The organism is Myxococcales bacterium, assembly GCA_016699535.1.
Classification (GTDB): domain Bacteria; phylum Myxococcota_A; class Polyangia; order Polyangiales.
On the sequence record CP064980.1, the window covers coordinates 320,533 to 343,845 of the forward strand.

The following is a 23,313-nucleotide window of genomic DNA, read 5'->3' on the forward strand; positions in this document are numbered from 1 at the left end:
TCTGCGACCTGAAGTTAAATTCACTATACAAATCAATGGGATGAACGGGGTACCCTTGTATCGATTTTAAATGGCGGTGCAGTTGATCTAGATCAAGCGCTCGTGGCTGAAAAAAGCTTAGTTTTTCATGATCTATGATTCCAATTGATGTTGTTCATACCGAGCACAGCTCAAGGTCTGTCTCGAAAGGCCGCGAAGCGCATAGCGCTTTGCTCGTTAATCATGAGGCGCTAAGCTCGCCTTATTCTACGATCACCGAAGCCTTGATCGCGCAAGCGGAACGAGGTGCGCCTTTTGTCACGCTGCATTCGGGCAAAAACAGCGTATCGCTGGATGCACGGCAGGCGCTTGATCGCGCCAGGCGATGCACCAGTGCTTTAAAGGAAAAAGGCATCGCTCGTGGGGATCGCGTGCCTATTTTGATGCCCACCTCCCTTGAGTTTATTGATGCTTTGCTTGGTACAACCTTGATGGGCGCATCCCGTACCACTGGCCCCGCCCATGACCTTTGGTGGCGTCGAGCGCTACGTCCAAAACTTGGAACGCGTAATCGATGATGCAGAGGCCAGTCGCATGATCACCTATGAGCGCATCAGCCGTGCTATTCGTGAACTACCCGGGCTTGCATCCAAACTAAAAGACGTCCTCGGGGCCGAGGATCTTCTGACGTCAAGCAAGGTATCGCTTGAAGCTTCAGTCAGCAAAAGCGATACGGCGCTTATTCAGTACACTTCGGGCACGACATCAAAGCCAAAGGGCGTTGTGATTTCGCATCAGGCACTCTGCGCAAATACGCATGCGATATATCAAAGCCTGCATATGAGCCAAGATGATGTAGGCGTGAGCTGGCTTCCGATGTTTCACGATATGGGTTTAATTGGAGTGCTTTACACTTCCTTGTGCCACGGCTTTGCGGTGCACATCATGACGCCTGAAAGCTTTGTCATGCAGCCACGGAGTTGGCTTGAGCTCATTACCAAAGTCAAAGGCACCGTTTCAGCCGGGCCCAATTTCGCGTATCAACTTTGTGCAAAACGCGGCCCGGCCGATTGCGCGATTGATTTATCAAGTTGGCGCGCAGCGCTGAACGGCGCAGAGCAAGTGCAGGCCCCTACCCTTGACCAATTTGCACAGGCTTTTTCTGATCATGGCTACAACCCATCTGCCATGACGCCCGTTTATGGGATGGCCGAAAGCACGCTTGCGATTTGCTTTAGCGCGCCCGAGCACGCCGCCCAAGCGCTTCGCATCGATCGTCAAACTTTGGAAGCGTCAGGCAAACTCAGCATAAGTACAGCTGCCGATGCGATGAACATCGTGTCGGTAGGCAAACCGGTCACAGGCTGCTCGCTGCGAGTTGCCGAACCAGATAGCGATCGTATCCTGGGCGAAGGCCAAGTGGGCGAAGTCCAGACACGCAGCTCTAGCTTGATGGACGGCTATTTCCACAATGAGAAAGCCAGCGAAGAAGCCTTAAAATCGGGCTGGCTGCACACTGGCGATCTTGGCTTTGTTGCAGGCCAGCAATTGTTCATCACGGGACGTGCCAAAGACATGATCATCAAGGGTGGGAAAAACATTCACCCCTATGACATTGAACAAGTGACAGCAAGCATTCCGGGTGTGCGTGGATCGGTTGCCGCCTTTGCTGCCAGCAATGAGCTTTCAGGTACCGATGATTTAGTCGTTGTCGCGGAAACCATGCAGCAAGATCCACATAAACGCGATGCAATTGTAAAAAGCATACGCGGCGAGCTGCTTGCAAGCTTGGGCATCAAAGCCGATCAGATTCATCTGTGGCGCGTTGGCCGCATTCCGCGCACAACCAGCGGGAAAATACAGCGTTCACGCTGCAGTGCTCTTCTTCAAGAACAGGACAAACTATGAAACGAGCACTTGTCATCGGCGGAAGTGGTTTCATTGGCCTAAACTTGGTAGACGAGCTGATAGCGCAGGACTGGCAGGTGCGCTGCACGCGCCGCAAGCAAAGCATCACAGTGTTTTTACGAAAGCGTCCCGTGGAACTCGTGCGGGTTGATTTGGATGACACGGATTCTTTGGCAGCAGCCATGCAGGACTGCGATGCTGTATTCATGGCGGCAGGATACTATCCGCGTTACTCACTCGACAGAGATACGGCAATTGAAACGGGGACAGCACAAATCAAAGCTGTGCTTCGTGCTGCACAGATTGCCAACGTTCCGCGCTTCATTTACACCTCTTCGATTGCAACGCTTGATAGAGCGGCCTCTGGTAAGCTCGCCACTGAGGATACTATTGCGGATCACATACCAGCGGACAGCGTGTATCGCGCAGTAAAATGGGCCATGGAACGGGAAGTGCAAAACGCTGCGCTTGAAGGGCTGAACACCATTACCATGATGCCCGGCGCGTGCATCGGACCGTGGGATGTCCGAGTTGGCACCAGCGGCCTTTTACTTGCCGTCGTTCAAGGGCTCTTGCCTTGGTGGGTAAACGGTATCGTGAATCTCGTTGACGTGGGTGATGTAGCCAAGGCCCACGTTGCTGCTGCTAATCTGGTCTCGCCAAAAGCGCGATATTGCCACCCCGGGCATAACGTTGAGCTTGGAGTCTTGTTTAGACGTATCGTGCAACTCTTCGGCGGAAGTTACCCCGCTCGAGCGTTGCCACGAAAACTTGCTGTGCAGCGGGCACTCGCCGAAGAGCAAATCGCCGCAGCAAATGGCTCCCGCGTAGCGTTTCCATTGGAACTCGTCGATATGGTCAATGCGGGACAAGCCGTTAGCGCCAAACGCATCATGCATGAGCTGCATATCCCGCTCACATCTATCGACACCAGCCTTTACCGAGCCCATCAGTGGTTCGTTCGTTTCAAATACCTGCCATCCATAGAGCAGGACATAGCAGTAGGAGGAGAAGATGCATTCAACCACGCAAGATAGACGAGCACGTATTACCGCTCTTATCGCGGAAATCGCTGAAGTCGAAGAAAACACACTGAACAACGAAGCGCGTTTGCGCGAAGATTTGGGAATGGATTCGCTTTCCAGCATGGAGCTCCTCTCAACCCTAAGCGAAGAACTGAAGCTCGACATTCAAATGGAAGATGCAATGGATATTCGTACTGTCGATGATGCCTGTGCCTTTATTGAATCGCAATATGTCTCGCAGCACGCTGAATTGGTCTAGGAAAAACGATGCCAAACGAAACGCATGTCGAGCGCGCGCCAGCGCAGCGCGAGCACTATACGGACGAATCAATAGTTGATTTAATTGTCCAACAAGCAAAACGCTTTGCTCAGGAACACATCGATTCCGCCAAAATCGATACAGAAAAACGCATCCCAAGTGAGATTCTATCAGGGCTTGCTGAATGTGGTTTTTTTGGAGTGCCCATCCCCGAAGACTATGAAGGACTGGGGCTTGGGCTGCGCGAAACCTGCCATGTGGTGGCTGAGCTCGCTTGCTATGACCGATCGATTGCCACCTCCGTGGGTCTGCATTGCGGCCTTGGTACACGAGGCCTAATCGAGTTTGGTAGTGAAGAGCTTAAACGCAACTGGCTTCCAAAACTGGCTTCCGGCGAATGCATCGCAGCGTTTTGCGCCACTGAAGCTGGAGCCGGATCGGACCTTTCAGCCATCAAAACCACGGCCAGACCGGTTGACAACGACGAGATTGAAATCAACGGTGAAAAAATCTACGTCACCAACGCTGGCTTTGCTTCGCTGTTTACTGTGCTCGTAAAAACGCCAGAACTAGGCGGGCGGCGCAGTCATGCACTCATCTGTATTCCGGCTTCAACACCAGGTATCACGCTTGGTGAAGAAGAAAGTAAACTTGGAATCCGTGGCTCCTCTACTCGCACGGTAACCTTCGACAAGGTTCGTGTGCCACGAAGCAACATGCTGGGAGAAACAGGCGCTGGCATGGAGCAAGCTCATCGTGTACTTGAGTGGGGTCGAACCATCATGGCATCTGGGTGCATCGGCATCGCGCGTGCTGCATGCAAAACAAGCCTTGAGTACGTCAAGACAAGGCAGCAGTTTGGACGAAAACTGATCGAGTTTGAAGCCGTACGCCACCATCTCGCAGCTATGTTTAGCAAACTCTACACCATGGAAGCCATGGTCGAGCAAGTTGGCTTGTGCGAATCGCGTTCTGAAAACATTGCAACGATTTCATCAGCGGCAAAAATCTATTGCAGTGAAAGTGCTTTTTGGATCGCCGATCAAGCGATTCAACTGCACGGAGGAATGGGCTGCATCGAGGAAACCGGCATCGCGCTTTTACTGCGAGACTGCCGGGTGACGCGCATTTTCGAAGGAGCCAACGATGTGTTGCTGGTTCACACTGGCACTGCACTTGCCGCATCGAAAACAGTCTCCGAACAAAAACAAGTGCATACAACACTGCCTGAGTCGCTGCATGGGCTCTCTGCCGTTTGGCAAGACAGTGCAGAAAGTTTCAATCACACCCTGCAAGAAAAGAAAAAACAATTTGGGGTAAACATTATTCGCCATCAACTTGTTTTGCAGGGTTTGGCGCGGATCTATGTCAACTTGTTCGCGGCATCAGCTAGTCTGGCGCGGGCAAAGACAAGTAGCGATGAGCCTTTCGCAAAGCATGCAGCTCGCCATTTGCTGCTCGATGCCAACACACATCTACTGTCGTTAAGGCACGCCGATGACGAAGCATCAATGAACCAGTCTCTAGTTAACGCAGTTGAGCAAAACGAAAGCTTTCTCAAAAGCTTTCGTTAAATCACACAAACATCTTCATTAGTTGCACACTTCAAGGAACACGTTATGAAAATCAAATTTATCTATGCAGGATTTCAGCGCCATGCTGAAGCGCACCCCGAACTACTCGATTACGTACCCTGCGATGAGTATTTTGGACCGCCTTCACTAGGTATCGCTTATTTAGCAGCAGTCACACCAAAGACATGGGAGATCGATTTTCGCGATGACAGGCTCGAAGATATCGGCCTCGACGACGATGTGGACCTTGTTGCCATTTCCTGTTTCACTCCTTCCGCTGTGCGAGCCATGGAGATTGCCGATGCCTTTCGTGCGCGTGGTAAACGTGTGGTGTTTGGCGGGATCTTTCCGTCCATGATGCCTGAAATCGTCAAAGAACACGCGGATGCAGTCGTGATTGGCGAAGGCGATGGGATTTGGCCCCAACTGCTTGACGATGCACAAAACAATCAACTTAAGCCGATCTACCAGGCTGCTGAGCCCACCAACCTTGAAACGCTGCCTCTGCCTCGCGTGGATTTGTATATGGAAAAAGAGGGACGAAACTTTTGCCCGGATGACTATCCGGTGCAACTGCATCGTGGCTGCCCACTGTCATGCGTGGCCTGTGTTTTGCCTAAAAGCATGGGACGCCGTAGCCGAAATCTTCCGGTACAACATGCACTCGATCAAATCGAGATGCTTGGAAAACGTGGCAAACTTGCATCGCTTACCGAAGATACGAGTTTCTTTCCCAATGCACGTCGACACTTTGGCGAGCTGCTTGATGTACTTGCTGAACGTGGCCAAGCCGCAATCAGTTATGTTGGCATTAGCATGCCGGTCGTGCTTGCAACTCGCGAACAGCTTTTTCAGAGAATGCGCGCGGCTGGAATCAAGATGTTCTACCTCGTGGGTGGCTTTGATCCGATTACAAAGGGAGCCTTCACCGGCAAGGATCCCAAAGCCTACCAGCAGGCTCTGGAAACCATTAAAAAGTGCCATGACAACGATATTGAGCCCTATACTTCGTTCTTAGTAGGCAACGATGACGATGATGCAGGCTGTTTTGATCGTATTCTTGATTTTGCCGATCACGCCAAGGTTCGCAAAGCAGAGTTCGCGATTTTGACGCCTTACCCTGGGACCCCGATCTGGCAGAGCATGACCGAGCAAGATCGCTTGCTTCATCGCGATTGGTCCAAGTACAACGATGCCAACGTGGTCTTTAAGCCAAAGCAGATGTCACCTGAGCAGCTCCAAGAAGGCTACCTGCATTTGTGGAAGGAGTTTTATCGCTCCCGTCAATCGATTTCGAAACTCGACACACATCGGGAGCGTACCATTCAATTTTAGCTTACTTTTCAGCTACAAATTGAGCCAGATCAACTTGCTTTCTCCGTGACATCGTAGTTTTCTATGCTAGTGTCGGCCTGGAAAGAGGAGCTATGTCGTTTTTTGCTATCACAAAAGAATGCAAACAAGCCATTGACAGTTGGAGCGGCATCCAATCCGCGCCAAGCAAAGAGAATCGCAAGCATCCACAAGGCATCACAGTGCTTCAGCATCCCTTTGTAGAACGCTACTTAGGAAAATCACACTGGGCATTGCCTGGCCTTTGGTTTTTGCCGATTATTGCTTACTGCTTTTATGCCACCAACCGACAAGGCCATCTTGGCCTAACTGCCATGGCAGCTTTGTTTGTAGCAGGCATTCTGGTCTGGACTTTTGTGGAATACATGCTGCACCGTTTCTTATTCCATCTGAACGGTGGTGACGGCGGTTTTCGTAAGTCGATGCTCTTTATGGCGCACGGCTACCACCATGAGTTTCCAAACGATCCTGGACGATTGGTTGCCCCTCCCATGATGAGCTGGCCTTTGGCTGCAGTATTTGCAACGCTCTTTTACTTCACCCTCGGCATGTACTGGCTGCCAACCTTCGCGGGCTTTGTGGCGGGTTATCTCGCCTACGACTGGGTTCACTACTACACGCACCATGGCCGGCCCACGACACGCGTCGGTAAGTTCCTAAGGCGTTATCATTTCGAGCACCATTACAAAAACCATGACACTCAGTTTGGCATTAGCACCCCACTTTGGGACTTGGTGCTAGGCACCTTCAGAAAACCAGGCGCACTGATCAACCCCTCGCTTGACTGCGATCAGCCACAAGCCGCACTGAAAACCTAGATTCCTAGAGCATGAGCCAAGGCGGAGTGAACTTCCATGCCAGGGAACTGCTTGTCGATTCTAGAAACGCAGGCGCGCTGCCATGCCGGACCAGACGGGTCCAGGGCGAATTTCGAGGCGAACCACATCACAAGGATTGCGTTCTTTGCTCTGAAAAACGATCGCCCCCTGCTGAATGCTCCGTGCAGCTTCGGTCCAAATAGGCACGATGGTATCATCGAGAACTGTATTTGCCATGGCCTCGTCACAGGGTTCCTTGCTGGCCATCGGCTCGGATGAGTCGGAATCAAAATCCAATGCAACTTGAACGATGTCGGTTTCTGTTAGGCTCAGTGGCTGCTCCGCCTGAGGCAGCGAAAGTGCCAAGGAGGAGTTTAAAATAGCCAGACTTACCCAGGAGAATAATTCCATTCCCAAGCAAGCTGCAAAAGCGATGCCAAGAATTTAACACGTAAATATTAGATTTTTTTAGGCTCGAAGTGGGGTCTTGGAGCGCTCTGGGTTCTACTGGGTACAAAATAGTCTCACTTACACGTGGTTTTTTTAGCCACATTGCGATATAGACCGCGCTGCTGAATGGCTTTTGTGGCCCTTTTCCGGAGTCGTCTAAAGGCAGGACATAGGACTTTGAATCCTAGAATGATGGTTCGAATCCATCCTCCGGAACTTTAACTTGACTGTTTGTACCGCTGCGTAGCAGCGCTCCAAAGAGGGGATTCACGACAATCCCCTCCCGAACGCGCTTTGCGCGTCGGCTCGCTTTACTGTTTGTACCGCTGCGCAGCAGCGCTCCAAAGAGGGGAGACACGCGTCTCCCCTCCCGAACGCGCTTTGCGCGTCGGCTCGCTTTACTGTTTGTACCGCTGCGCAGCAGCGCTCCAAAGAGGGGAGACACGCGTCTCCCCTCCCGAACGCGCTTTGCGCGTCGGCTCCCTCCCCTGCGGGCTCGCGTTGCTCGCGGGGTGGTTGGTTAGCTGGGTTTGGAACTGATTTGCTCTTGAGTTTTTTGAGCCAGATGAAGATTTCGCGGTTGCCTTTGGGACCGGCGATAATGCAGTCTTGTTGTGCACGCAGGGATAGTCCTAACAACTCAGCTTGGTGAATGACATCGGATGCGGCCTTGCGGCGCAGCGCATCGTCTCGGACCACCCCGGAAGAGCATATTTGCTCTTTGCCAACTTCGAACTGAGGTTTCACGAGCGCAATCACGTCACCACCTGGTTTAAGTACACTAACAACGCTTGGAAGCAGCTTGGCTAAGCCTATGAACGAGGCATCAACAACAACCAGATCCATGGCTTCGGGTAGATCACTCGCTTGAAGATAGCGAGCGTTAATGCGCTCCATGACCACTACGCGGGGATCATTTCGCAGGCGATAGTCAAGCTGACCGTAACCTACATCGATGGCATAGACACGGCTCGCTCCGCGCTGCAGCAAGCAATCGGTAAAGCCGCCTGTTGAGGCGCCAAAATCTGCTACGACATGAGTACTTGGATCGTAGGCAAAGGCGTCCAAAGCTCCTTGCATCTTAAGGCCTCCGCGAGAAACGTAGGGATGATCCTGGCCTTTGAGTGTAAAAACGGTATCGACTGAAAACCGTTCACCCGCCTTTTCGACGCGCCTATCGTCCACATAAATTTTGCCCGCAAGAATCAAGGCTTGCGCACGCTGACGACTTGCTGCGAGGCCTTGCTCAGTCACGAGCAGATCTGCTCGTTTTTTCTCAGTCACGGAGCATCTCCATAGATGGATTGGAATAGCAGCTCGACTGCGTCGGCAATACGAGGGCCAGGCCGCAGTAGTCTATCGTCTTGAATCGTTATAACTTTCCCATTCTTGACCGCAGGCATGCTTGTAAACCGCGACCATTGAACACCGGACTCTGCATCGTTGCTCTTTGCTTCCATAATGGCTCGAACAATCACATCGGGAGAAAGGCTTACGATGTGCTCTAAACTCAAGGTTGGATAAGCTGGTCCACTACCCATGACGTTGATCGCACCAGCATGCGTGAGCACATCATCCGCAAAACTCGTAGGACCGGTAACCGAAAAAGGTTGCTCAGAAAATAACAACAATACACGCGCTTTGTGTTTAGGAAAGTGAGCTTTCACCGAGGCAAGTTTTTGCTTTATCTCGCTAATACGTGCTTGTGCTATCTTTTCTTGGCCCGTGCGTTTCGCTAGGCCACCAAGCAAGCCGATGATGTCAGAAACGCTGTGGATCGTGGGGAAATAGGTGCTCACCCCTTGTTGCTCCAAAATCCTAACAACCCCACGGTTGTTTGGGCTACGTGCCCCTACAACCAAGGTGGGTCGTAACGCTAAAATTGCCTCAAGCGACGGGTCAATGAACCCACCAACTTTTGGAAGGCTTTTGGCGGCCGGTGGATAGTTGCAAAAACGGCTTACTCCAACCACTCTTGGGCCCAGACCAAGCGCAAACAAGGCCTCTGTCGTACTTGGTGCAAGCGAGACAATGCGTTGAGTTTGCCTTTCAGTCGAGCGCTCATGGCTCGCGCCCTGCTCCTTGCCGCAAGCGACAAGAGCAACGGAGATACCCAGCACACACCGTAGCGTACGCAGCCCAGCACTAATTGTCTTCATTAGAAGGGAACGTCATCATCAATCAAATCATCGGCAGGAAAATCAGAAGGCATATCCGAAGGACCAGAAGATGGCCCACCATAGCCGCCTGTATCCGAAGCATCGCCTCCGCGACCGCCACCTCCACCACTGCCGCCCAGCAGAATGATATTGGTTGCAACGATGTCGGTGTTGTAGCGTTTGTTGCCGTCTCGGTCTTCCCAGCTCCGGGTTTGAATGCGCCCTTCGACACAAAGTGGCCTGCCTTTGACCAAAATCTTATGCAACGCCTCGGCGCGTTTGCCCCAAACCACTACTGTATGCCATTCCGTGCGACTTTGACGTTCACCGGACTTGTTGACGTACGACTCGTTGGTAGCCAAACGAAGCCGCAAAACGGCCTGGGAGGATTGGGTGAACTTGAGTTCTGGATCGGCGCCAAGGTTTCCGATTAATATTGCTTTGTTCATGCCTTCTGCCATGGTGTTCCCCTCGTTGTAATATAATGTCGTGTTCCGTTATCGGCGCTTGGGCTCAAAAGTTGTGCACGAAACATACCCTCTGCTCAATAAGGAAAAAAGAGGGAAATTGTATTTTCCTAGTATGTTGTTAATAAAGAATAATCCCGCACGATATATGGCGAGATCTGCGTGGAACAACAGGGCTACGCCGAAGCCTACAAGACCACCAACTGCGTATGCCTTTATGCTAAAAACCAATCCCGCCATGGCTAAATGCGCTACATGCAGACGCTCCAGCGTAGCCCTGTTGTTCCACGCTCACAAGACTGCTTCCACTCTTCGACTATTGGGCGAAGCGACATCAAAAAGCGTCACCAGTCATTAGCCTCCGCGGGGGTATTGTTCCGGAGCGTCTGCATGTGGCGCACAAAAATAAATAGCAGGACAGCAAAAGCTTTCAGCCTCCCGCAGTTATTGGTCTTGATGGCTTCGGAACAATACCCCCGCGGAGGCTTGCTGTTCGAGATAAGTGCTAAGCGCACCATGCTCTCTGTCGGCAAATGAACTGAGCGCAAATTTTCTAGAAAAATTGTTGAGCTTTTTTTCTGGGAGTTTTGGACGGATAAATCGGAGTGTTGGGCGATTGCCTTTGCATCCATCCATTTCAGGTTCTTCTCTATTCTTGCTTCAGCATCCTGAAGGACAAAAGCATATCTTAAATCAAAGTGCTGATGCGCTGGCTCGTGCCCAAAAGCCGGGATGGCATGAATGTCTACATCAAAGAAACTTTCATGCAATGGTCGAACCGAACTCGCCGCCAGCGCTGTTTCTTCTTCAAGCTCTCTTAGTGCAGCAGCTAGAATACTCCTATCCCTTCTTTCCATATGACCGCCTGGCTGCAGCCATTTTTTGAGCTTGGGGTGGAAAAGCACGAGAAGTTCAGCATCGTCGTTGAATACAAAAGTGCTGACCGTAAAGTGTCCCGGAGAGAAACAGTCTCGATACAGACTCTTTTGCCCCTGAGCAAGAAGCTCCAACGAAGCTGCTACTTCGGCTTCACGATCGCGGTGAGTTTCAATGAAGTGATTAAGCTGTTGCTGCAGATGAGGAATGAGCATGCTTTTTGTTAGCTGATTCTTCAGCTTGCAGCAACTGCGCAAGCTCGATTACGGCACGCTCTTTTTGTCGCGCAAAATAGTTTGGACCTATCGTTGAATCTTTGAACTCTTTTTCAAGCATAGCAATTTCATCAAGCAACGCCTGTTTGCGATCTGATAAATCGTTTTTCGTCTTAGCGCCTTGTCCAGCTCGCCAAAAGAGCACGCTTAACGATAAGGCAAGAAGTGCAGCAAGAAAAAGAGCAACCCAACGCATGGGGCCTGGACCCGGGATTCCGCGAACATGCACAATAAGACTTTTGACAGGTGGGTCCTGTGGTCTTCTTCGCATCTCGGTGCCAAGCAGTGTTCGCCCGTCGTGCTCAAACGATGTTGTTTCTGGTAAGCCTTCGACACTCATTTGAATGCCAGCAATGGCTGGAATCACGATCTGATAGCGAAAAGTATTCCAAGTAACTGGCAGCTCGATGGTCATATCCCCGCCCTTGACTGGCAAATGATAACCCCAGCTCAAGGTTACCGCTCCTGGTAGCAGCGAGCCGAACACGCGAAAACCAACGTTGTCTTCTTCGACCATCCGCTGATCGGTCATCAGCTCTTGGGACTGAAAATTAACAAATCCCTCAGGAAGCCGAACTAGCTTTCCTTCTTGCGGGAAAGCATAGGCCTCGGTACCAAAGTTACTCAACTGAGCGTGTTGGACCACATGCAAACGTTCGTCTTGCAGGTCAAGAATAAATTGCCCGTGCTGAAGCAGTGGTCGCTCATCGGTGCTGACAGAAAGCAGCACAAGCCTTGCTCGATAGCCCTGATCGGTGGGCAAGCGAAAAGGGTCTGTGGCAAAACTCACGCCTTGATGCACCGATTTTACCCGATAAGCAGCTAGTTCGCCCGAGGTCAGTTCCTTAAATTGGCACTGGCCCTTCTCATCGCTTTGACAAGTTTGATGGACACGCGCGCCGCCTTGAGCCATCACGCCAAGAATCACGGTTTTTCCTGGCATGGCTAAACCTTCGGCGTCCATCACGGATACAGCGATGGTCCCTGCCGGGAGCGTCTCATCCGCTTGCGCGTGGCTCTGTAGCGTTTGCTGCATTCGCAAGTGTGCATTGAGGGCATCTTGCGGACTGTCGCTTTGCGCTTGGGCGTCTTGCGCGAAAGCAATCAGGCTGCCTAAAGCGGCCAGCAGAATGATACTGTGCTTGAGCGAACGCTCGATGAGTTTTTCAGCTTTCTCTTTATAAGGCCCGATATCTTTGTCGAGGGCTTCAAGCACAACTTTTGCACGCTCGCGGTATTGTGCGTTGAGCTCCGCAAAGTCTGCTTCGGATATTTTGCCAACCTCATTTTCAAACTCAAGATCTTTGAGACCAGTAAGCAAGGCCTGTTTTTCTGCAAGCAATCCAGCACGATCTTCACTGAGATTGGCTACGTGAGATGCAGCGTCCCTCCTTGTACTAAACAAGACAAGCAAGCTCTGAAACAAAGCGTATACGACAGCACCAGTAGCCAGCACGGAAAGAACAATGAAAAAATAAGGAAGAAAATAGCTCACGACTAAACTCCTTCCTTTGCTTGCTCCGCATCCACAACACTCGCCTTTGATGAAGGCGGATCCATGGAGAGCAGCTCCGAGATGCGAGGAGCCATGGCGATAATCACGCCTAAGAGCAAAATCAAAGCCCCTATCCAGATCCAAATCACAAGGGGTCGGTAGATCACTTGAAAGGTACCTATCTTTGTTTCGGGATTAACGGAATTCATGATCACATAAAGATCGTTGCTAAGACGGGAGCGAATAGCGACTTCAGTGGTTGGCATCTCTGGATGGGTTGTGTAGATAAATTTTGCAGGTGAAACCTGATCGACTTTTTTCCCGTTGTGATAGACGTCAAACTCAGTAAACACCATGCGTTTATTTGGATCTGTAATGGACCGAGCACGAATGTATTCAAAGCGGTAGTTATGAATCTCTAAGCTCTCACCAATATGAAGCGTGGCTTCTTTTTTAATGTCGTATGCTGCACCCGTGAAACCGATGCACATAAGCACGATGCCGACATGCACAATATAGCCGCCGTAGCGACGACGCGCTTTGGCTACCAAGGTCACAAGTGCCTTAAAAAACCCTTCTTGGGCGTTTTTTCGCCGCATCTTGATGCCACGCCAAAACTCTTGAACGATGGTCGCGGTAACGAAACCACAAAAAGAAAAGGATATGAGCGGCGCTGCTGAATAGACAGCGGCAAACAATCGGCCGGTGCTTGTCTCGTAGATCTCTTCTGAAGTTACAACAGGTGGAAGACCAAAGGCTTTGCCAAAAAAGATATGGACAAGTGCAACGAACACACCGAAAAGCACAGGCCACTTAAAGGCTTGCAATAAATTTTTTCTTGGTTGCTCTACGCCAAGCCAACAGTGGGCCGATGCCCATAAGCAAAAGGAGTATCAGACCGAGCGGAACTATCCATTTATTAAAGTAGCTCGGACCAACAGTCACCACTTCGTTTCGAAGCCATTCACTGATGCGCGGAAAAAGGGTTGCAACAAGGATAAAGAAAAGAATGGCAAGCAAAATCCAGTTCTGAAGAAGGAAACTAAACTCACGGCTTAGGAGTGAATCCATTTCGCTCTTTGCACGAAGACGCGGCAGACGCCAAATCACTAAGGCAATACAAAACACTGAGACGCCGGCTAAAAACCACAAAAAGTAAATGCCGATATCCGAACGCGCAAAGGAATGAACGCTCGCTATCAGCCCAGAACGGGTCAAAAAAGTGCCGAAAATCGTTAAAAAGAAAGTGAGACAAATAAGTGCCACGTTCCAGACTTTGAGCATGCCGCGACGCTCTTGAATCATCACCGAATGCAAAAAGGCTGTGCCACTAAACCAGGGTAGGATTGCTGCATTTTCAACAGGATCCCAAGCCCAGTAGCCTCCCCAGCCAAGTTCTTCGTAGGACCAAATCATGCCAAGCACGTTACCAATGCTAAGGAAGGTCCACGCTATCAGCGTCCAGCGCCGAGAAGCATAAATCCACTCTTCACCGAGCCTACCCGTAATCAGCGCCGCAACCACGAAGGCAAAAGGAATCGACCATCCGACAAAGCCCATATAAAGGGAGGGTGGATGAATCGTCATCCAGTAGTTTTGAAGCAGAGGATTGAGTCCTTCGCCGTCGATGGGAGATCCCGCATAGCTGGTCGCAAAAGGGTTCGCTGCAAAGAGCATCAAGACCGCAAAAAACGCAAAGATGCCCATCAAGGTTGCTAGGATAAAGGGTTGCAGTTCGAGATAGCGGCCTTTTAACGATCGGAGACAAGCTGCGGTATAGAGGGAGAGCAAAAAGGTCCACCATAATAGTGATCCGTCTTGACCACCCCACAGCGACGCCAGCAGATACCACCAGGGCATAGAACGATCGCTATAGCGCGCTACGTAACGAATACGAAAATCGTGCGTTTGAAAAGCGTAAGCCAAAAGGCAAACCGCAAGCAGCACAAGAGCACAACTTGCGTAGGCACCAAAGCGTGCGCTACGAAGCAAGGCGGGCTTGCGGCTTGATGCAATGGCAACACCAAAGGTGTAGCCAGCCAGGATAAGCAAGGCCGAAAGAATCAGATTACCAAGGACGGGTATACCACTATTGAACATATCGGCGGCAGAGTAGAACCACAACGCACTTACTTCAAGTTCACACCCGCAAAGACGCGAAACTTCACGATGTTGCTCGGAGAAAAACCGCATCGCTACGCTGCGCCAGACAACGACAGACAGCACAGAACATGACTAAAATCTCGCATAACCAAGTCTGGCGACTCGCAACGCCCATTATTATTGGGCATATTTCGGTGCCTCTATTAGGCATGATGGATACCGCCGTGGTGGGCCGCTTGCCAGGTCCAGAGCCACTTGGGGCACTCGCATTGGGCAATTTGGTTTTCAATTATCTGTACTGGGGATTTGGTTTTTTGCGCATGGGGACAACCGGACCAACGGCACAAGCCTGGGGTTCTGGTAATCACGAAGAGGTCTCGAAGCTTGCAAAGCGAGCTTTTGTGCTGTCGTTCTGTATCAGCATTGTTATCGTATTGCTTCAGGTTCCAATCATTTATTTCGCGCTTCGCCTTATCAGCGCAGATGAACAGTTAAAAACTTTAGCTTCTTCTTATTTCTACGCACGGGTTTGGGGGGCCCCAGCTGCTCTTGGTAACTTTGTGATCATTGGCTGGCTTTTAGGCATTCAACAAGCACGCAGTGTTTTGTGGATTCAGCTTTGGATGAACGGACTAAACATCGTCTTGGATTTACTTATGGTGTTTGTTTTTCATCAGGGGGTAGCCGGCGTGGGTTATGCCACGGCAGTCTCCGAATATGCTGCATTTGCCGCGGGGATTGTTTCCATGCAGCATTTTGCTCCACAACTATTTGAACTCAAAGAATGGAAAGAAGCGTTTCACTTACGCGCCCTTGCACCCATGTTGAGCATCAACGGTGATTTATTTGTGCGAACACTATGCTTGATTTCAAGTTTTGCTCTATTGACTTTCATGGGTGCACGCATGGGACGTTTAGTGCTTGCATCGAACGCGCTATTGATGAATTTTCAGCTCTTTGCATCCTACAGCTTGGATGGTTTTGCTCATGCTGCCGAAGCCCTTGTGGGCCAGTCTCTTGGCGCTAAAGATCGCAAAGCGTACTGGAGTGCAGTCAAGATAAGCACGGTATGGGCTGCCGGAATGGCGATCATCTACGTTCTTGTTTATGGGGCTTTCGGCGGAGCACTGATTGATACGCTGAGCATCGATCCTGCTGTACAAAGCGAAGCGCGTCGTTTTCTCCCGTGGCTTATCATCACCCCAGTTGTTTCGGTATGGAGCTATCAGCTCGACGGCATCTTCGCGGGAAGCACACGGAGTAAAGAGATGCGCAACAGTATGATGCTCTCCTTTGCGCTTTATGTTGCTCTTGTGTTTGTTTTGGTCCCACGCTTCGACAATCACGGACTTTGGGCAGCATTTATGCTTTTCATGGTCTTCAGGGCCATTACCCTGGGCCTTCGCCTTTTTCAGAAACGCGACGAGGATAGCCAAGATGACGAAAGCCGGCCTTTATGCAACGGTAGCTAGCAGTATGGCCCAGGCACGCATGCGACCGGAGTTCGAAGTTGTTTTTGAAGGCCGCACAGAGCTTTTGCTGAGCACACTAAAAAACAAGCTCACCGAGCAGCAATGTCCCTGCGCAGGACAAGTGTTTCGAAAAGAGGCCGTACTTTGGATCTGTGAGCAAAAACGCCATTTTTGGTCGCCGTATTTGTACCTACGTTTTGCCGCCGAAGAAGATACAAAAAAAATATGTGGCCGTTTTGCACCTCACCCTCATGTCTGGACCATGTTCATGGCAATGTATGGGGTACTTTTATTGCTGGTACTGGCTGGGATCGTATATGGCGCATCGCAGCACATCCTCGGACAGCTCCCTTGGGCCTATCTATTGACGCCCTTTGCTCTAGCGCTTATTGCTTTTGTGTACGGCGCAGCATTTATCGGTCAAGGATTAGGAGCTGAGCAAATGTATCAATTGCGCAGTTTTCTCGATGACGCTTTGAAGCGATGCAAAGCAAGCTCTTAGCGGGCTCCATGCACAAAACTATTTCATTGAAGTGCGAGTGCACTGGGCCTTCTATCTAAAGGGCTGACAAGTCATACCAATCCAGTGATTCGATCGAAACTGGGGCATCAGAAAAACTAGCTCTTATCTTAACGTTTTCGTTTTTAGGAAAAAGACGCTCGGTGAAGACAACTTTTCCGTCGTTTGCAAAGACTTCCATCGACGTGTGGTCAAAGAAAACGCGCAAATGAATTCGGCCATTTTCAGCAACCAGAGGCGCCGTGTGAACCACTCCAAAATCAGGAGAAAACCCCGTGATACCTGATGCACTTCGATCCACAGAAAGCTCTTGCTTCTTGGCCGAATAACTCACGGTGCAAGTCTCATGTTCGCCTGTATGGATAACAACAGAAAAAGCATTTTTTAGATCGTCTACTTTTACCGTAGCCGAAAGTTCAAAACCGCGAGCCCTAAGCTCGCGCAAAAAGGCATTTGCTTCATCGACGGAGACATCTCTGATGCTTCGATGATTTTTCTGAAGCACGGCAAGTTCGCTGACAGGTTTTTGAACAAGTTGTATTTTGTGCTTGCTTTGTCTCAAGGACAAAACACGTGGCAGGGAAAAAGCCCCTCGCCATCCCGAGCTCGGTATTTTATCCGCATAGTTCCAGTTATTCATCCAGCCAATCCAAATGCGTCTTCCATCCCTCAGATCGTTCCACGATTGTGCTGCATAAAAATCAGCTCCATAATCTGCCCACACTATTGTGTCTCGCGGATACAGTGGCTTGAAGGTTTTGCCATCAAAGTCCCCGATAAAGTATTGATTACCACTTCCTCCAGCGGGCGCTCCGTTGTTAATGCCAACGCTTAGCACCCACTTGCGCTTGGAAGTCCCCTCAATCGCAAGCTCAAACAAATCGGGCGTTTCCCAAACACCACCGTGCGATCCATAAGCAAGACCAAATTCACTTGCTTTGATCCAGTTCTTTAGATCGGCAGAGTGATAAAAATGGATGCGATCTTTGACGGCCAAAGCCATAACCCAATGCCCTTTTTCATCGCCGTACCAAAACACTTTTGGATCTCGAAAATCCGGGCTGCCCTGAGGCGTCTTGAGCACAGGATTACCCTCGTACTTTTTCCAATTGCGACCTTGGTCGCGACTGTACGCAAGACTCTGCTGCTGTGCTTTGTCTTTGTCGTGGGAGAAAATCGCCACCATCGCCTCAGGACCGAATCCCGCGGTGTTGTGCCAATCGATTACCGCGCTGCCCGAAAAAATCGTGCCAAGCGCGTCCGGATAAAGAGCAATCGGCAGATGCTTCCAATGCACAAGATCCTGACTTACCGCATGCCCCCAATGCATGGGTCCCCACACGATGTCATTTGGATTATATTGATAAAACAAATGGTATTCGCCCTTATAAAAGACAAGACCATTTGGATCGTTCATCCAGTGAGACTTTGGCGTGAAATGAAACGCTGGACGCAAAGAGTCACGACTTGCCTCGCTGCCCCCTTCTGTCATCGAAGACCTTTTCTCGCTTTGCTTGTGTTCAGGGGATGATGCGCAAGCCGCAAGAAGCAGTGGAGCGCAGATCAACATTTTTAAATACATAACCATACCCACCTAGATATATTTCGTTGGACTCCGTTAAGGGTTGTGCTTCGTCATGACAACGCGCGGAATCAACACATCCTTGGGACGACTCAGTACGAACAAAATTGTTTCAGCAACGTCTTTGGTTTTCATCATCCATGGTTGCCCATGTGCCCAAGCACGTCCCGCACGCTCATAGAGCTTACTCTCAAAACCTCCAGGGAAAAAGGCTGTTAGTTTAATCTGCGATTTCTCCTTTTCCAAATCCAAACGCAAGGTTTTGGTGTACCCAGCGAATGCCCATTTTGATGCGCCATAGGATTTCCAACCTTTGTTGTCACCTTCTTTGAGATCAGGCACCGCAGAGGTCGAAATTACATTTACAATATGAGCGTTTTTCTGCTTTTTCAGATAAGGCAACATCGCTTCGGTGAACTGAATATTACCCAAAGCATTCACCGCAACAACATTATCACGTAGTTCAGGAAGCCTAGGGATTCCGAAGGAGGAATTTGAAGTTCGGAAGGTGGATTTGGCAAGCAAACGCCATGGAAAAAGGGTCGTGGCCGCCGTAGCAAGTTGGCTTGGGGAACCAGAGCGCAGAATGGACCGAATAGTGACCAGTGTGCCACAGCCCGACGGGAAAAATCCAAGAATGAGGCAACGCGGGCGCAGCGGGGCATCACGGTCCTGTTGAGTCAGCCGGCAAAGAGTAAGAATAGTTGTGGGGTTGATGCCGGCTGCCTCGGTGGCGAACGACTGCTCGGCGCTTTTCCGGCATCCACAAACTCAACTATTTTCGTCTTGCCGCCGCAGGAGGGGCATGGGCAGCAAGCACGCCGTGATACCTGAGGAGGGGAAACCTCGGATCTCGCTGAATCGTCGAAGGATAACGTCTACATGAACTTTACTTGTTTCGAGGGCACATTAGGCTGGCGCAGTTGCCAAGGGAGCAACAAAGGCTTTTTGGTTGGTGGTTGTAATGGCTTTCCATTGAAGGAAGATCCCTTTGATGGAGGACTTGGTTACCGTATCCAAAATTGCGGAGGCACAAACAACGCATCTGGCATAGCCAAGATTTGTGTCCAGAGCGAAGGCACCTGGGACTATAAAGACTATGTTGACGTTGCCGCGGGATATCTTAACTAAGGGCAAAGAAAGAAAACTGAAAGCTCATAACCTATGGCATTATACGGGGCGCATGGCTGAGGCCGTGGTTGGATTTTTTTCGACGAGAAACACCTTAATCCCAGCGTGCGATTTCATGATTCTAAAAAAGCGATGACGTTTTCCGATAGTGACAAAAAAAAATATGTTTACCGTGTAGAAGATAGATCATTGCTTTTGCCATTCTTCCGACAATTTTTCTGGCGACCAATCCTGCAGTTTATTCCAAAAACGATTTCACCCAATGTTTTAACCATATGTGGCAATTCTTTTGCTTGGTTTTCTTTTCTTTTGATCGTGTTGGCGCCCAACTCTTCAAAGCTCGTTTTCCTAGTATCGGGCCTCTGTATTGCGGCATACATCACGATTGACAACCTTGATGGAGAGCATGCTAGGCGTACTGATCGCGCTTCAAAGCTTGGGGAATTTTTGGACCATTGGTTTGACAATTACAGCGCAGCGTTGTGTGTTTTTGGTTTCGCTCTGATGCTTGACTTGAGTCAAGGTTTCACTCTTTTGGGAGTTGGGACAGTATGTTGGGTGAGTATGATCACATTTTGGGAGCATCTTCGAAGAGGAGAGGTGGTTTTAGGTTTCGTTGGCAATATAGAAGCCATGACATCAATCATTCTGACCTACGCGTCTGCTCTTATCTTTGGCGTGGAAACTATCAACCAAAAATTCCTGTTTTCGTACCTTTCAATCCCCGAAACACTTTTTCTTGTCATGAGCATTGGTGTTCTGGTTAGTCTTATGTCCCCCATTCGGCGTTTGCGAAATCATTTTTCAGACCTTCTAGCGCCCAGCATTTCCTTTGTTTTGCTCGTAATCTGGGCTGAAAACACACAAGGGCCTCTGCTGCTTCACGGTTTGCTGCTACTGCTTCTGGGCAACTACTATGCAGGAAAATTTGTTGTCGCCAGATTTGGACATCAGGCGATAAAAATTTCTGATCCCTTTCTTGTCATGGTGCTTGTCTTAATGAATGCGGCAGGTTGGTTGTTCCCTTTGCCGCAACATCAAGAAACAATTTTGGGGTGTTTGTTGTTCTTGTATCTTTTTGCAAGAGTCATGCTTGAGTTCTTTGGAACCATAACAACCATATCCAAACATTTCACGATGTGAGTCTGGGATACCTGGGTAAAGCTACAGGCTTTACTCTTGATCGCTACTACCACCTGCGTCGTATCAACCAACCCACCAGCAGCAATACCCAAAACCCTTGGGCCGCGCGGCTGGGCCTTCCGCCAAGTCCGCAGCTGCAGCTGCTGTCATCCTGCGTTGGCTCATGATTCGTTGCATTGCCGGCAGGGTTCAATAAGCCTAGGGATTCCGAAGGAGGAATTTGAAGTTCGGAAGGTGGATTTGGCAAGCAAACGCCATGGAAAAAGGGTCGTGGCCGCCGTAGCAAGTTGGCTTGGGGAACCAGAGCGCAGAATGGACCGAATAGTGACCAGTGTGCCACAGCCCGACGGGAAAAATCCAAGAATGAGGCAACGCGGGCGCAGCGGGGCATCACGGTCCTGTTGAGTCAGCCAGCAAAGAGTAAGAATAGTTGTGGGGTTGATGCCGGCTGCCTCGGTGGCGAACGACTGCTCGGCGCTTTTCCGGCATCCACAAACTCAACTATTTTCGTCTTGCCGCCGCAGGAGGGGCATAGGCCCACATCGGGTTCTAATGTGGGGATCCCGAACATCTTTGATGTTCACCCCACCCGGGTCGTAGCACTTCCCTGCGGCCCAGAGCTACCGACCCTCCGAGCTTGAAGACTCTGTTTAGGTGTCATTTAATTTAAGTGTCAGGTCGCTTCATGTAGGCAACGTAAAGATTAAACTTTCTAGCACAAAGCGAACTAGCCCTACGTTGTCTACATGAAGCGACCCTGTGTCTTGAAGATTTTATAGAAAAAGGTGGGAGCCTCCCTCGCGACCGTCGCGACCCAGGTTTTGGAAAAACCGTGTGTCAGCTTGCTGCGAGGCCTTGTTTTACGGCGAAACCAGTTGGCGCAGATGCGAGGTGATGAGCAGCGGCGCCTATCGCAAGCAAGGCATCCATGGATAAAGCGTCATCTTGAGCAAAGCATCGCTTATCTCAAAGAGCAGACACAGATGCTTGAGGCAGAAATCACAACCCTCCTTGAGGCAAACAGTACGCTTGGCTGCAGAGCAAGCCTACTTCAGAGTTTCAAAGGGATTGCTCAGAGCAGTGCAGCGTGCCTACTCAGTGATTTTCCTGAACTTGGCAGCCTTCGCCCTAAACAAGCCGCAGCCCTAGCCGGACTTGCCCCCTACAACTGCGATAGCGGGCGGTTTCGAGGCAAACGACGCATCCGCGGTGGCCGGGCCCATGTACGGCGCAGCGTGTACATGGCCATGCTTGTCGCCGTGCGTTTCAACGCAACACTCCCCATCTTCTACGAACGACTCATCGCAGCAGGAAAGCCACCCAAAGTCGCCCTCACAGCAGCGTCCCGAAAACTGCTTTGCATCCTCAATGCCATGCTGTGCGATGACTGTTCTTTTCGGCCTATGCCTGCAAACTAACATCTTTCTTCAAAACGGTTGCTGACACCTTTTTCACCTATTCTTTTAATCGTACCAAGCGCGTCCGGATAAAGAGCAATCGGCAGATGCTTCCAATGCACAAGATCCTGACTTACCGCATGCCCCCAATGCATGGGTCCCCACACGATGTCATTTGGATTATATTGATAAAACAAATGGTATTCGCCCTTATAAAAGACAAGACCATTTGGATCGTTCATCCAGTGAGACTTTGGCGTGAAATGAAACGCTGGACGCAAAGAGTCACGGCTTGCCTCGCTGCCCCCTTCTGTCATCGAAGACCTTTTCTCGCTTTGCTTGTGTTCAGGGGATGATGCGCAAGCCGCAAGAAGCAGTGGAGCGCAGATCAACATTTTTAAATACATAACCATACCCACCTAGATATATTTCGTTGGACTCCGTTAAGGGTTGTGCTTCGTCATGACAACGCGCGGAATCAACACATCCTCGGGACGACTCAGTACAAACAAAATGTTTCAGCAACGTCTTTGGTTTTCATCATCCATGGTTGCTCATGTGCCAAAGCACGTCCCGCACGCTCATAGAGCTTACTCTCAAAACCTCCAGGGAAAAAGGCTGTTAGTTTAATCTGCGATTTCTCCTTTTCCAAATCCAAACGCAAGGCTTTGGTGTACCCAGCGAATGCCCATTTTGATGCGCCATAGGATTTCCAACCTTTGTTGTCACCTTCTTTGAGATCAGGCACCGCAGAGGTCGAAATTACATTTACAATATGAGCGTTTTTCTGCTTTTTCAGATAAGGCAACATCGCTTCGGTGAACTGAATATTACCCAAAGCATTCACCGCAAAAACATTATCGCGTAGTTCAGGTCGTTTTTTTTCAAGTTGATCGTCGGTCCATACTCCAGCGTTGTTTACCAAAATGTCTACTCTTTTATAGTTAGAAAAAACCCACTTCACTGCCTTTGCAATTTGTGGCGCTCGGCGAATATCACAAAGTACATAGTCTGCCTTGCCATCTTTAGCTTGTATTTCACGCACAACGTGTTCGAGTTCAGTTTTTCATTGGAAAGGAGGACAAGTACAGCGCCACATGCTGAAGCATCGAGTGCAAGCTGCTTACCCAACCCGGAGCTTGCGCCGGTCACAAGCATCACTTTGCCAGCAAGATTGCGGTACGCCGTGCACTTTGAATGCTTGGGGGAGGAAACTCGCTCAGCCAAAGAATGAGAATCGAAGACACAAATAAAAAAACACAAAGCAATCAACCACGTACGTATTTTACCCAAACGATGCATCTTACAACTCCTTGGCCTTTTTTCA

The 23,313-nt window shown here is 50.1% G+C and carries 24 protein-coding genes and 1 tRNA gene; 13 read left to right on the forward strand and 12 right to left on the reverse strand.

The features are described from left to right. Window positions 1-134 precede the first annotated feature (134 nt). The 7 genes from IPJ88_01685 (at window position 135) to IPJ88_01715 (ending at window position 6,916) form a co-directional block, all read left to right on the forward strand. Entirely contained in the window at window positions 135-557 is a 423-nt protein-coding gene (locus tag IPJ88_01685) for an AMP-binding protein (protein QQR90482.1), read from the forward strand. Beyond that, on the forward strand, window positions 502-1,887 hold the full coding sequence (locus IPJ88_01690) for an AMP-binding protein (GenBank protein QQR90483.1): 1,386 nt from the start codon (window positions 502-504) through the stop codon (window positions 1,885-1,887). Before IPJ88_01685 ends, IPJ88_01690 begins: the two co-directional genes overlap by 56 nt. Continuing rightward, on the forward strand, window positions 1,884-2,924 hold the full coding sequence (locus IPJ88_01695) for an NAD-dependent epimerase/dehydratase family protein (GenBank protein QQR90484.1): 1,041 nt from the start codon (window positions 1,884-1,886) through the stop codon (window positions 2,922-2,924). Before IPJ88_01690 ends, IPJ88_01695 begins: the two co-directional genes overlap by 4 nt. Next, entirely contained in the window at window positions 2,902-3,171 is a 270-nt protein-coding gene (locus IPJ88_01700) for an acyl carrier protein (protein QQR90485.1), read from the forward strand. The genes IPJ88_01695 and IPJ88_01700 overlap by 23 nt, the downstream gene beginning before the upstream one ends. Window positions 3,172-3,179: 8 nt before the next feature. Then, window positions 3,180-4,745 carry an acyl-CoA dehydrogenase family protein gene (locus IPJ88_01705; protein QQR90486.1) on the forward strand — a complete coding sequence of 522 codons (1,566 nt, stop codon included), beginning with the start codon at window positions 3,180-3,182 and terminating at the stop codon, window positions 4,743-4,745. 45 nt (window positions 4,746-4,790) lie between these two features. Then, on the forward strand, window positions 4,791-6,080 hold the full coding sequence (locus IPJ88_01710) for a cobalamin-dependent protein (GenBank protein QQR90487.1): 1,290 nt from the start codon (window positions 4,791-4,793) through the stop codon (window positions 6,078-6,080). A gap of 92 nt (window positions 6,081-6,172) precedes the next feature. Then, window positions 6,173-6,916: a sterol desaturase family protein gene (locus tag IPJ88_01715; protein ID QQR90488.1), complete on the forward strand. Its 744-nt coding sequence runs from the start codon at window positions 6,173-6,175 to the stop codon at window positions 6,914-6,916. Window positions 6,917-6,976: 60 nt separating this feature from the next. Here IPJ88_01715 and IPJ88_01720 read toward each other — a convergent pair whose 3' ends face one another. Continuing rightward, a complete protein-coding gene (locus IPJ88_01720; protein ID QQR90489.1) occupies window positions 6,977-7,327 on the reverse strand; it encodes a hypothetical protein in 351 nt (116 codons plus the stop codon). A gap of 184 nt (window positions 7,328-7,511) precedes the next feature. Between IPJ88_01720 and IPJ88_01725 the strand changes: the two genes are divergently transcribed. Next, window positions 7,512-7,582 (forward strand) — tRNA-Gln (locus tag IPJ88_01725). Between the two features lie 51 nt (window positions 7,583-7,633). Here IPJ88_01725 and IPJ88_01730 read toward each other — a convergent pair. From IPJ88_01730 to ccsA, 7 genes are all read right to left on the reverse strand, one after another. After that, the gene (locus IPJ88_01730; protein ID QQR90490.1) at window positions 7,634-8,650 is read right to left on the reverse strand and encodes a TlyA family RNA methyltransferase; all 1,017 of its coding nucleotides are present in this window, start codon (window positions 8,648-8,650) and stop codon (window positions 7,634-7,636) included. Then, window positions 8,647-9,525, reverse strand: a complete 879-nt coding sequence (locus IPJ88_01735) for an ABC transporter substrate-binding protein (protein ID QQR90491.1) — start codon at window positions 9,523-9,525, stop codon at window positions 8,647-8,649. The genes IPJ88_01730 and IPJ88_01735 overlap by 4 nt, the downstream gene beginning before the upstream one ends. Next, the gene (locus IPJ88_01740; GenBank protein QQR90492.1) at window positions 9,525-9,986 is read right to left on the reverse strand and encodes a single-stranded DNA-binding protein; all 462 of its coding nucleotides are present in this window, start codon (window positions 9,984-9,986) and stop codon (window positions 9,525-9,527) included. Before IPJ88_01740 ends, IPJ88_01735 begins: the two co-directional genes overlap by 1 nt. Window positions 9,987-10,336: 350 nt before the next feature. Next, the gene (locus IPJ88_01745) at window positions 10,337-11,002 is read right to left on the reverse strand and encodes an NUDIX domain-containing protein (protein ID QQR90493.1); all 666 of its coding nucleotides are present in this window, start codon (window positions 11,000-11,002) and stop codon (window positions 10,337-10,339) included. A gap of 49 nt (window positions 11,003-11,051) precedes the next feature. Then, entirely contained in the window at window positions 11,052-12,638 is a 1,587-nt protein-coding gene (locus IPJ88_01750) for a hypothetical protein (GenBank protein QQR90494.1), read from the reverse strand. Between the two features lie 2 nt (window positions 12,639-12,640). Continuing rightward, window positions 12,641-13,465 (reverse strand): hypothetical protein, encoded by an 825-nt coding sequence (locus IPJ88_01755; GenBank protein QQR90495.1) that lies wholly within the window; start codon window positions 13,463-13,465, stop codon window positions 12,641-12,643. Continuing rightward, window positions 13,452-14,864, reverse strand: a complete 1,413-nt coding sequence (gene ccsA, locus IPJ88_01760; protein QQR90496.1) for a cytochrome c biogenesis protein CcsA — start codon at window positions 14,862-14,864, stop codon at window positions 13,452-13,454. Before ccsA ends, IPJ88_01755 begins: the two co-directional genes overlap by 14 nt. 5 nt (window positions 14,865-14,869) lie before the next feature. Between ccsA and IPJ88_01765 the strand changes: the two genes are divergently transcribed. Then, window positions 14,870-16,213 carry an MATE family efflux transporter gene (locus IPJ88_01765; GenBank protein QQR90497.1) on the forward strand — a complete coding sequence of 448 codons (1,344 nt, stop codon included), beginning with the start codon at window positions 14,870-14,872 and terminating at the stop codon, window positions 16,211-16,213. Continuing rightward, the gene (locus tag IPJ88_01770; protein ID QQR90498.1) at window positions 16,179-16,715 is read left to right on the forward strand and encodes a hypothetical protein; all 537 of its coding nucleotides are present in this window, start codon (window positions 16,179-16,181) and stop codon (window positions 16,713-16,715) included. The genes IPJ88_01765 and IPJ88_01770 overlap by 35 nt, the downstream gene beginning before the upstream one ends. A gap of 55 nt (window positions 16,716-16,770) precedes the next feature. Here the strand turns inward: IPJ88_01770 and IPJ88_01775 are convergent, their stop codons facing one another. Both IPJ88_01775 and IPJ88_01780 read right to left on the reverse strand, forming a co-directional pair. Beyond that, window positions 16,771-18,315, reverse strand: coding sequence for a glycoside hydrolase family 32 protein (locus IPJ88_01775; protein QQR90499.1), 1,545 nt, complete (start codon window positions 18,313-18,315; stop codon window positions 16,771-16,773). A gap of 36 nt (window positions 18,316-18,351) precedes the next feature. Next, entirely contained in the window at window positions 18,352-18,756 is a 405-nt protein-coding gene (locus IPJ88_01780) for an SDR family oxidoreductase (protein QQR90500.1), read from the reverse strand. A gap of 441 nt (window positions 18,757-19,197) precedes the next feature. Here IPJ88_01780 and IPJ88_01785 point away from each other — a divergent pair, with 441 nt between their 5' ends. The 3 genes from IPJ88_01785 to IPJ88_01795 all read left to right on the forward strand — a co-directional run bounded on the left by IPJ88_01785 (window position 19,198) and on the right by IPJ88_01795 (window position 22,007). Beyond that, window positions 19,198-19,446: a hypothetical protein gene (locus tag IPJ88_01785; GenBank protein QQR90501.1), complete on the forward strand. Its 249-nt coding sequence runs from the start codon at window positions 19,198-19,200 to the stop codon at window positions 19,444-19,446. Between the two features lie 105 nt (window positions 19,447-19,551). Further along, window positions 19,552-20,589 carry a CDP-alcohol phosphatidyltransferase family protein gene (locus tag IPJ88_01790; GenBank protein QQR90502.1) on the forward strand — a complete coding sequence of 346 codons (1,038 nt, stop codon included), beginning with the start codon at window positions 19,552-19,554 and terminating at the stop codon, window positions 20,587-20,589. Between the two features lie 875 nt (window positions 20,590-21,464). Continuing rightward, on the forward strand, window positions 21,465-22,007 hold the full coding sequence (locus IPJ88_01795) for a transposase (GenBank protein QQR90503.1): 543 nt from the start codon (window positions 21,465-21,467) through the stop codon (window positions 22,005-22,007). On the opposite strand, the gene IPJ88_01800 is transcribed toward IPJ88_01795, so the two are convergent. Together IPJ88_01800 and IPJ88_01805 are read right to left on the reverse strand one after the other, a co-directional pair. Continuing rightward, window positions 22,004-22,303 carry a hypothetical protein gene (locus tag IPJ88_01800; GenBank protein ID QQR91937.1) on the reverse strand — a complete coding sequence of 100 codons (300 nt, stop codon included), beginning with the start codon at window positions 22,301-22,303 and terminating at the stop codon, window positions 22,004-22,006. The genes IPJ88_01795 and IPJ88_01800 overlap by 4 nt on opposite strands. A 182-nt stretch (window positions 22,304-22,485) precedes the next feature. After that, window positions 22,486-23,031, reverse strand: coding sequence for an SDR family oxidoreductase (locus IPJ88_01805; protein ID QQR90504.1), 546 nt, complete (start codon window positions 23,029-23,031; stop codon window positions 22,486-22,488). Between the last annotated feature and the right edge of the window lie 282 nt (window positions 23,032-23,313).